Source organism: Streptomyces sp. MBT53 (assembly GCF_016654115.1).
In the GTDB taxonomy this organism is placed as follows: domain Bacteria; phylum Actinomycetota; class Actinomycetes; order Streptomycetales; family Streptomycetaceae; genus Streptomyces.
In genome coordinates, this window is record NZ_JAEQAZ010000115.1 from 20,140 (window position 1) to 30,047 (window position 9,908).

Annotated in this window: 8 protein-coding genes; 3 read left to right on the forward strand and 5 right to left on the reverse strand. The window is 72.4% G+C overall.

The features are described 5' to 3' along the window. Nucleotides 1-8: 8 nt before the first annotated feature. Entirely contained in the window at nt 9-1,367 is a 1,359-nt protein-coding gene (locus JHN45_RS33320; protein ID WP_201052726.1) for an MFS transporter, read from the reverse strand. Then, nucleotides 1,364-1,948, reverse strand: a complete 585-nt coding sequence (locus JHN45_RS33325) for a TetR/AcrR family transcriptional regulator (protein WP_200713488.1) — start codon at nt 1,946-1,948, stop codon at nt 1,364-1,366. Before JHN45_RS33325 ends, JHN45_RS33320 begins: the two co-directional genes overlap by 4 nt. Before the next feature lie 74 nt (nt 1,949-2,022). On the opposite strand from JHN45_RS33325, the gene JHN45_RS33330 reads away from it, so the two are divergent. Together JHN45_RS33330 and JHN45_RS33335 are read left to right on the forward strand one after the other, a co-directional pair. Beyond that, entirely contained in the window at nt 2,023-2,466 is a 444-nt protein-coding gene (locus JHN45_RS33330; protein WP_200713487.1) for a PPOX class F420-dependent oxidoreductase, read from the forward strand. A gap of 78 nt (nt 2,467-2,544) precedes the next feature. Then, the gene (locus JHN45_RS33335; RefSeq protein ID WP_307783266.1) at nt 2,545-4,629 is read left to right on the forward strand and encodes a tetratricopeptide repeat protein; all 2,085 of its coding nucleotides are present in this window, start codon (nt 2,545-2,547) and stop codon (nt 4,627-4,629) included. Here the strand turns inward: JHN45_RS33335 and JHN45_RS33340 are convergent. The 3 genes from JHN45_RS33340 to JHN45_RS33350 form a co-directional block, all read right to left on the reverse strand. Next, nucleotides 4,626-5,780, reverse strand: coding sequence for a hypothetical protein (locus JHN45_RS33340; RefSeq protein ID WP_374195655.1), 1,155 nt, complete (start codon nt 5,778-5,780; stop codon nt 4,626-4,628). The genes JHN45_RS33335 and JHN45_RS33340 overlap by 4 nt on opposite strands. A 922-nt stretch (nt 5,781-6,702) precedes the next feature. Next, nucleotides 6,703-8,043, reverse strand: coding sequence for an MFS transporter (locus JHN45_RS33345; protein WP_201052728.1), 1,341 nt, complete (start codon nt 8,041-8,043; stop codon nt 6,703-6,705). A gap of 190 nt (nt 8,044-8,233) precedes the next feature. Continuing rightward, nucleotides 8,234-8,899: a TetR/AcrR family transcriptional regulator gene (locus JHN45_RS33350; protein ID WP_200713484.1), complete on the reverse strand. Its 666-nt coding sequence runs from the start codon at nt 8,897-8,899 to the stop codon at nt 8,234-8,236. 177 nt (nt 8,900-9,076) lie between these two features. On the opposite strand from JHN45_RS33350, the gene JHN45_RS33355 reads away from it, so the two are divergent. Beyond that, nucleotides 9,077-9,908: shikimate dehydrogenase (locus JHN45_RS33355; protein ID WP_201052729.1), on the forward strand; the 832-nt coding region annotated here is incomplete at its 3' end.

A 9,908-nucleotide genomic window follows, 5' to 3' on the forward strand; every position in this document is an offset into this window, starting at 1 on the left:
CTCGGAACTCATCGTCGCGCAGGAACACCTGCGCGGTCTCCTGTAACGCCGTGATGTGTGAGCGACGCGACTGTCCGGCCGGGCAGTACGAGACACGCGAGAGCACCGGTCAGGGCCACTCCGGCGAGGACGGAGAGGGCTGTCGTGGAGCCGCTCGCGGCCAGCAGCGCGCTTCCGGCGGCGACCCCGAGCGTGGGCCCCACGTTCACCGCGGTCTGCTTGAGCCCGCCCGCCACCCCGGCGGATTCCACGGTCGCTTCCCGTACGACGACTTGGGTCGCGGCCACCATGACCGTCCCGAACCCGGCCCCGAGCAGGGCGAAACCCGCGCATACCGCGACCGTGCCCGTGGACCGGGACAACACGAGAACAGCCAGGGCTACGACCGCCATCGCCACGCCGGCCGTACGACGTGCCCCGGCCCGGCGCAGCACCACGGCGGTCGCGGGTGCCGCTAGCACCATCGCGGCGGCCAACGGCAGCCCTCGGAGGGCGCTTTGGAACGGGCCAAGTCCCATCGTGTCCTGAAGGAAATAGGTGACGACGAACAGCGTCCCGGAGAACGCGGCCGACGCGGCGAGCAGCATCCCGAGAGCTCCGCGGATCGCCGCCGAGCCGACGACGTCCGACGGGAGGAGCGGATGCGCCGTACGACGCTCATGCCGTACGAAGGCAAGGGCCGCGAGCACGGACACCGCGAGGCCGGCGGCCGAACCGGGAAGATCCACCAGGGCCTGGATGAGCGAGGCGAGGCAGAGTGCGAGCAGCAGGGCGCCGGGCAGATCGAACCGGACGCCGTTCGGTTGTCGTTGTCGCGGTCCTGGAACGGTGAGGGCGAGCACGCCGAACACGAGCGAGGGCACGACGTTGAGGAAGAACACGGCCCGCCAGCCCACCGCGCCCACCAACGCCCCGCCCACCAACGGCCCGGCGGCCGCCGCGATTCCGATCACACTCGTCCGTACGGCGATCGGCATGCCGAGCCGGTCGGGTGGGAACGCGGCCCGCAGCATGCCGAGCGTGGCCGGCTGGAGCAGCGCCCCGAACACCCCCTGCACGACCCGGAGTCCGATCACCCAGCCGACCCCGGGCGCCAGCCCGACCCCGGCAGAGGCGACCCCGAAACCGAGCATGCCCAGTGCGAACACCCGCTGATGCCCGTACCGGTCCCCGATCCGCCCGGCCGACACCAACAGGCTCGCCACGGCCAGCAGATACGCGGTGCTCGTCCACTGCACCTGAGCCAGCGACGCCCCCAACTCCCGCTGCAGCGTGGGCTGTACGACGGTGAGCACCGAACCGTCCAGGGCGACGATCGCGGCCCCCGCCACACTGCTCGCCAGCACGAGCCGCCGACGCGCCGTCACAGGGCGGCCTCCGGACCGAGGTGCGCGTCGAGGGCCGACCGCAGCAGGGGTGCGAAGTCGTCGGCGCCGGTGGCGAGTTGGAGGCTGCCCCAGCGCCAGAGCTGGACGAGGCCGTGCAGGTTCGCCCACAACGCGCCCGCGACCAGGCGGGCGTCCACCTCGGGACGAGCTCGCCCGACCAGGTCCACGAGCACGCCGAACAGCGGCAGACTGGTGGTCCGGAGCCCCAAGTGCCCGCTCTCCAGCAGGTCGTGACGGAACATCAGCTCGTACATGCCGGGGTTGTCGAGCGCGAACTCCAGATAGACCCGCCCCAGCGCCGTCACCTGCGCCCGCGGGCTCGCCGTAGCGTCCCCGATCGCCCCCGCCGCCCGCTCGCCGAGGTCGGCGAAACCGCGCCGCGCGATCGCGGACAGCAGCTCCAGGTGGGTGGGGAAGTACCGGCGCGGCGCCCCGTGCGAGACACCCGCCCGCCGCGCGATCTCCCGCAGGGTGAGCGCCTGCGCCCCCTCGCTCGCCACCAGCTCCACGCCCACGTCGACGAGCCGGTCCCGCAGTCCCACTGCTTCCGAGTCACTCATAGACACTGTCTACCAGTGGGCGTAGACAGTGTCTACCCGGGAATGGTGAGCGCGCGGTACTCGTTGTCGCCGATATGACACAGGACGACGCCCCACTCCTTCAGCTGCTGTCCGACGGCCACGGCGGGGTGCTGGTCACCCTCAAGAGCGACGGCCGGCCCCAGCTCTCGAACGTCAGCCACGCCTACTACCCCGACGAGCGCATCATCCGCGTCTCGATCACCGACGACCGCGCCAAGACCCGCAACCTGCGCCGCGACCCCCGCGCCTCGTACCACGTGACCAGCGGCGACCGGTGGGCGTACACGGTCGCCGAGGGCACGGCCGACCTCACCCCGGTGGCGACCGACCCGCACGACGAGACCGTCGAGGAGCTGATCCGGCTCTACCGGGACGTCCTCGGCGAGCATCCCGACTGGGACGACTACCGGGCCGCCATGGTCCGGGACCGGCGGCTCGTGCTGCGGCTGCGGGTGGAGCGGGTGTACGGGATCCCGAAGGGCGCCAACCCGGGGTGACCGATCGTCACCTCCCGTCCCTGGCGCTAAGGTTGATCCGCAACACGGCGGCGCGCGGACGACGGGGGAGTGCACCAGGTGATCGATCCGGTGTCCATGAGCGCCATCGCCGCGGTGTTCGGGGCCGTCGGCTCCGGGATGGCGAGCGAGGCGGGCAAGCTGGCCTGGGAGTCGGCCGGCGGACTGGTCCGTCGGCTGGCCGGCCGTGAGGTGCCCGCACCGGCCACCCCCGACGAACTCGACGCCGTCGCCCGCATGATCCACGATCGCGTCCACGACGACCCCGAACTCGCCCTGATCTGGACCCGGTTCGCGCGCGGCGTGCGCACCCCGGGCCGGATCACGGGCCCGGGACAGCACTGCCTCCCGCCGGCGCCCCGTTCCTTCACGGACCGTCAGGAGGCCCTGAAACTCCTGGACAAGGAAGCGAGGCGCCCCTTCGGCGGACGCCCGCGGCTGGTCCTCCTGCACGGACCCGAAGGCATCGGCACCAGCACCCTCGCCCACCACTGGGGCGCACGGCAGTCGGCCCGCTTCCCCGACGGACAGCTCTACGCCGACCTGCGCACCCTCGGCCCCGAACCGGTCCTGACCACCCTGCTGCGCCAACTCGGTCTGCCCGACGAGGAGATCCCGCCCTCGCCCGCCGACCGGGCGACCCTGTTCCGGGCCTCCCTGACCGACCGCCGCGCCCTCGTGGTCCTCGACCACGCCCAATCCGGCGCCCAGGTACAGCCGTTGCTCGCCTCGGCCGCGGACGTGGTCACCCTCGTCGTCGCCCGGCAGCCGCTCATCGGCCTCGACGCGTTACGGATCCCGGTCGGCCCGCTGACCCGCCGGGACGCGCGACGACTCCTCACCGAACTCGTCGGCAGGCCCGCGGTCACCGCGGCCCGCGCCACGCTGCCCGCCGTACTGGACCGCTGCGCCGGCTCGCCCTACGCCCTGCGCGCCGCCGCACCCCGGCTGACCGCCCCGCCGGAGCCGTTCGCCGGGCCGGACACCGACCCGGTGACGTCCGCCATCGAGGACTCGTACCGCCTGCTGGCCCCCGACGCGGCCTGCCTCTACCGCCTGACCGGCCTCTACGACTGGCCCGCCCTCGACGCCGCCGCGGCGGCGCGCGCGGCGGACACCGACGAACCCGAGGCCGCCCGACTCCTCGGCGAACTGTCCGACGCCCTGCTCGTCGAGCGCACCGACGACGGCCGCCACCGCTACCGGCCCGCCGTCCGCGCCCACGCCGAACGCACCGCCGCCGCCACGGACGGGATCGCCGCGTCCTCCGCCGCCGTGTCCCGCACCGTCCAGCACTATGTGCACCTCGGCCTCGCCGCCGCACAGGCGGCACTGCCGGAGAGCTGGCGCGTCCCGTCCGCGCCCACCCCGCTGTCGTACGCGGACCGGGGAGCGGGCGTCGCCGCGCTCGCCGCCGAAGCCCCCAACCTGGTCCAAGCGGTGCGCGCCGCCGAGGAGTTCGGCGACTGGGACACCGCGGTCCTGCTGGGCCAGACCCTGTGGCCGCTCCAGCTCAAGGCCGGCCACCACGACGTCCTGCTGCCCGCGCTGCGCACCGGGGCCCGTACGGCGGACGCCCACTTCCCCGGCACCCGAGGCGCGGCTTCTCTCCATGTCCAACTCGCCCACAGCCTCATGGAGTTGCGGCGCTGGGAGGAGGCGGAACCCGAGGCGCTCGCCGCCGCGCGGGACGAGCGGGCGGCCGGGCATGTGCGCGGCCACGCGTCCGCCGTCGAGTTCCTCGGTCTGCTCCGGTTGCGTCAATGGCGGTTCGCCGAGGCGTACTCGGCCTTCGACGAGGCCTACAACATCCTGGACGGCATCGGTCCCGACGACGAGGGCGCCGCCGATCTGCCGCGCGCCCGCGCCCTGTTGGAACGCCACCGCGGCCGGGCCCTGCGCGGGATGGGCCGCACCGACGAGGCCGTCGAACGTCTGGATCGCGCGCTGGCCTTCTTCCGCGCGAGCGGCGAGGCCTACAACACCGCCCGCACCCTCACCGACCTCGCCGAAACCCGCCTGACCGAGGGCGAGTTCACGGCCGCCCGCGCCCTGATCGACGAGGCGGCCGGCGCCCTGCGCGACGAGAAGGCGGAACAGCACCTGTCGTATCTGCGCGTCCTGCGCGAGCGCTGCGAAAGCTAGCCGAGGGCGATCCGCACCCGGTGCACGGCCCCGCCCGTGTGCACGGTCAGCCCCTGGGCGACGGCCTCGTGCAGGGACTTGCCGGAGGACAGCCAGGCGTGCAGGGCCGAGGCGCAGGCCACCGGGTCGCCGTCGGACGGCGGTTCGGTGCGCAGGAGCAGCAGGGTGCCGTCCGAGGTGCGGGCCGTGCACACGCCGGGACCGGTGACGTAGACGGCGAGGGCGCAGCGCGAGTGCCGGGCCAGGACCTCGGACGTCCAGAGCGCGGGTGACCCGAAACGCGGGTCGTCGGCCGCTCCGTACCGGAACACCACGTCGGCCAGGGACAGTTGGTCCTGCTCCCGGGTGTCCTCGTGCACCGCCGTGTGAGCCTCGCCCGTGGCGTCGGGCGCCGGGTGCGGGCCCGCGTACCGGACGACCGAGACCTCGGCGCTGCCCAGCAGCCGGGTGAGCACCCGCAACGGGACCGTGTGCACGGCGGGTTCGAACGGCGGGAGCGGCAGCGGTTCGAGCAGCGCGGGCGCGTCCGGCTCGGGGATGCCGATGATGCCGTAGAAGAGGCGCCGGAGGCGGGTGGCGGACTCGCCGGGGACGGAGCTGGTGAAGGCGGCCGGGGTGGGCAACGGGCGGTGGGTGTCGATGAGTTGGGTGAGTTGCGGGCGCAGTGGGAGTGCCGGGTCCAGGCGGGGTGCCGTACGGACGAAGGCGTGTACCGGGGCGTCGGGGGCGAGGCCCGCGAGGGGTGCGGCGCCGAGGAGGACGGGGGTGCCGAGCGCGGCGGCGTAGTAGGTCACCGAGCCGTGGTCGCCGATGACCGCGTCGGCGGCGAGTAGTGCCTGGCGCCAGCCGTGCAGTGGGTCGACGAGGGTGAGTCCGGCGCGGCGGGACCGGTCCAACCAGGCGCGGAGCTGGCCCGGGCCGTGGCCGTACCAGATGTTGGGGTGCAGGACGGCGGCGAGACGGTACTCGTCGAGAGGGAGTTCGGAGGTCAACCGTGGGAGCAGGGACGGCAGTACGTCGTCGCCGGAGACGGGGCCGTCGCCGAACAGGGACTCCGGGTTCCAGGTGGAGTTGAGGACCACGAGGCGTTGCGACCGGCCGACGCCGAGGGCCCGGCGGTAGCGCTCCCGGTACGGGCGGGCCGCGAGCATGCGGTCCCAGCAGGGATCACCGGCCAGTGCGGCCGTGGGCGCGGCCTCGGGACAGGCGGCACGCAGCCGCTCCAGCTGCTCCGGGTGCGAGAGCACCAGCGCGTCGGCGACGGGCCGCCCGGTTTCGTCGAGCAACCACTCCGGCGACAACCCGAACACCGGAACCTCGACCTCCGCCACCTCGCCGCCGGGTGTTGGGTGTTGGGTGTTGGGTGTTGGGTGTCCCCAGCCTCTTAGTGTATCCGACACCGTGGGACATCACGGCCAATACGCCTGAAATTGCCCGGAGTTGACCGCCGAAGCTCGCGGAGACGGCCAAGTCGACCGGTGTTGCCGTCGCCTGTTCCCAGGGCAGGACCGGCACCCCTGTTTCCGCCAGCAACTCGGCCACACCGGCCGCGAATGCCGACGATCCCGTGCAGGTGACCAGCGACTGCACGCGGAAGTCGTCGTGGAAGAGCGGCAGTACGTCGAGGAGCCGGGTCGCCGAGGTCACGTTGTGCACGACGAACAGCACCTTGCGCGTGCGCCCCCGCGTGGCCCACCGTCCGGCGTCGGCGCCGACCGGCACCCGTATCCACTCGGCGCCCGTCACGCCCCTCGACCACCTTCCGCGCATGTGATCGGGCAACGATAGTCGGCCCCGGGCCCGCGTGCGCCGGCCGCCCCTGAAATCGGCCGGTGCACGCGGAGACCCTCCGGGCGGCGCGGGGCCGCGATGCCTTGTCGGCGCCCCGCACGCGCAGGTTCACGAAGGCCGGTCGCCGGCCTCCTCACCGTCCTACCCCGGTTGGGGTCGTGCCACGTGCCCGGCGGGGGAGCAATGGCATGGCCGTGAGGCCGTGCTGTTCTTTTCTGCTCGTTCGGGCCGATGTTCTTGCGGGAAACGTCAACTGTCAATGTGAGCTGCCGACGGCGGTGGTCAGGCCGTCACCGTCTCCGGCCGGGAGGTCTCCCGGGGTGAGCGCGTGCCGAGCAGTTCCGTCGGGACCTTGTGGGTCTCGCGGGCGGACAGTGCGGCGACGGCCGGCGGGACGCACAGCGCCGCCGTGAACAGGGCCACCGAGGACCAGTCCGCGCCGTCGGGACCCGCGATCTGCGCGGCGAAGGTGACCGCGAACCCGGCCACGGCGAAGCCGATCTGGGTGCCGACGGCCATGCCGGACAGTCGGACCCGGGTCGCGAACATCTCGCCGTAGAAGGAGGGCCACACACCGTTCGCGGCGCTGTAGACGACGCCGAAGGCGACGATGCCGAGGATCAGGGTGAGGGCGTAGGAGCCGGTCGAGATCGCCCAGAGGTAGAGGAACATCGTGAGCGCGCTGCCGATCGCGCCGATCAGGTACACCGGGCGGCGGCCGATGCGGTCGGACAGCGTGGCCCACAGGGGGATTGTGCCGAGGGCGACAAGGTTGGCGAGCGCGCCCACCCACAGCATCGACGTGCGGGACATGCCGACCGAGTCGCTGGTCGCGTAGGCCAGCGCCCACACCGTGAAGATCGTCGAGACGGAGGCGATGAGCGCGCCCGCGATCACCCGCAGCACGTTCGCCCAGTGCTCGCGCAGCAGCACCACGAGCGGGAGTTTCACGACGCCCTCGGTCGCCGCCTGCTCGGCGAAGGCCGGGGTCTCCTGGAGCCTGCGGCGGATGAACCAGCCGGCCACCGCGACCAGCACGCTCGCCCAGAACGGGACCCGCCAGCCCCAGGACAGCAGCTGCTTGTCGGGGAGTTGGGCGATGGCGAGGAACACGAGGGTGGCGACGAGCTGGCCGCCCTGCGTACCGCTGAGGGTGAAGCTGGTGAAGAAGCCGCGCCGATCCGGCGGCGCGTGCTCCAGCGTCATCGAACTGGCGCTGGCCTGCTCGCCCGCCGCGGAGATCCCCTGGAGGACCCGGCACAGCACGAGCAGGACTGGGGCGAGGGAGCCGACCTGGGCGCGGGTGGGCAGACAGCCGATGAGGAACGTCGACAGGCCCATCAGCAGCAGTGTGAAGATCATGACCTGCTTGCGGCCGACCCGGTCGCCGAAGTGCCCGAGGAACAGCGCGCCGACCGGACGGGCCGCGTAGGCGACACCGAAGGTGGCGAGGGAGAGCAGGGTCGCGGTCGCCGGGTCCGAGTCGTCGAAGAAGACCTTGGGGAAGATCAGCGCGGCGGCGCTGCCGTAGATGAAGAAGTCGTAGTACTCCAGGGCGCTGCCGATCCAGGCGGCGGCTGCCGCCTTCTTCGGCTGCCCGACGGCTTTGGCGGGGACGGACACGGCTTGCTCCTTCGCGGAGACTCCGCCGTGGGCGGAGTGAGCGGAGACGGGGAGATGTGTGGGGGGAGAGAGACGGGAACGGGGTGGTGGCGCCGGGTCGCGGCTAATTAACCCACTGGATAGTTAGTCTCGGTGGGTAGGGATGTTGCGCCCACGTTTCCCGGGTGTCAAGGGGTGCCGTCGGACCGTCTCAGTCCGTCGCGCGCTCCGCCGTCAGATAGGCGATCACCATGTCGCCCAGCATGGTCCGGTAGTGCTCGCGCCGGTCCGGGGCGGTCAGGTCGCGGCCGAACAGGACGCCGAAGGTGTGCCGGTTGGCGACCCGGAAGAAGCAGAAGGAACTGATCATCGCGTGCAGGTCGACGGCGTCCACGTCGGCCGTGAACAGGCCGGACTCCTGCCCCGACGCCAGGATGCGGCGGATCACGTCGACGGCGGGCGAGCCGATCCTGCCGAGCTTCTCGGAGGCGGCGATGTGCTCGGCGCCGTGGATGTTCTCGATGCTCACCAGGCGGATGAAGTCCGGGTGCTGCTCGTGGTGGTCCAGGGTCAGCTCCGCCAGCCGCCGGATGGCCGCGACGGGGTCCAGGTGCTCGACGTCCAGGCTCTGTTCGGCCTCGCGGATCACGCCGTAGGACCGTTCCAGGACGGCCGTGAACAGCTGTTCCTTGCCGCCGAAGTAGTAGTAGATCATCCGCTTGGTGGTGCGGGTGCGGGCGGCGATCTCGTCGACGCGGGCGCCGTCGTAGCCGGCCCGGGCGAACTCCTGGGTCGCCACGTCGAGGATCTCGGCCCTGGTGCGGACGGCGTCACGGATTCGCCCGTTGGGTCGTGCCGGTTCTTCGACGCTGGTCATCGGGTTCCTTCGGGCGGGGGGCCGGTGCCGGTGATTGTAGAAGCCGGGCCCGGTCGTCGGGGCGTCGAGTTCCTGTCCGGGGCTTCTCTGGGCTTCTCGGGGCTTCCCGGGGGCTCGCGATCCTGATATAGCTAACGTACTAGTTCGTACATTAGTGAGCCGCTCGGGAGGGCCACCGTGGCCGACGTCTTCAAGGAATCAACGGTCCTCAAGGACTCGACGGTCCTCAAGGGCTCGTATCTCGTCGGACTGATCGGTTCCGGTATCGGTCCTTCCCTCAGCCCGGCTCTGCACGAACGCGAGGCCGACCGGCAGGGCCTGCGCTACGTGTACCGGCTCATCGACATCGACGTGCTCGGCGTCGGCCCGGAGGCGGTGGGCGACCTGCTGCGCGCCGCCCGCGACCTGGGCTTCGACGGGCTCAACATCACCCACCCGTGCAAGCAGCTCGTCATCGAGCACCTGGACGGGCTCGCCCCGCAGGCCGAGGCGCTGGGCGCGGTCAACACCGTGGTCTTCGGTGCGGACGGCAGCGCGATCGGCCACAACACGGACGTCACCGGCTTCGCCTCCTCCTTCGCGCGCGGACTGCCCGACGCGCCCATGGAACGTGTCGTCCAGCTGGGCGCGGGCGGCGCGGGCGCGGCCGTCGCGCACGCCACGCTCACGCTGGGTGCCGAGCGGGTCACCGTCGTCGACGCGCTGCCCGAGCGGGCGGCGGCCCTCGCCGACTCCCTGAACCGCCACTTCGGCGCGGGCCGCGCGGCGGGTGCCACCCCCGATCTGCTCCCCGGCTTGCTCGCGGGTGCCGACGGCGTCGTCCACGCCACCCCCACCGGGATGGCCGCCCACCCCGGACTGCCCTTCCCCGCAAGCCTGTTGCACTCCGGACTCTGGGTCGCCGAGGTCGTCTACCGCCCCCTGGAGACCCAACTCCTGCGCACCGCCCGCGCGTTGGGCTGCGCCACCCTCGACGGCGGCGGCATGGCGGTCTTCCAGGCGGCCGACG

Coding starts and splice junctions, on each gene's coding strand:
- JHN45_RS33325 (WP_200713488.1), bottom strand. CDS start 1,948: ATGAGTGACTCGGAAGCAGTGGGACTGCGGGACCGGCTCGTCGACGTG.
- JHN45_RS33330 (WP_200713487.1), top strand. CDS start 2,023: ATGACACAGGACGACGCCCCACTCCTTCAGCTGCTGTCCGACGGCCAC.
- JHN45_RS33340 (WP_374195655.1), bottom strand. CDS start 5,780: ATGCTCGCGGCCCGCCCGTACCGGGAGCGCTACCGCCGGGCCCTCGGC.
- JHN45_RS33350 (WP_200713484.1), bottom strand. CDS start 8,899: ATGACCAGCGTCGAAGAACCGGCACGACCCAACGGGCGAATCCGTGAC.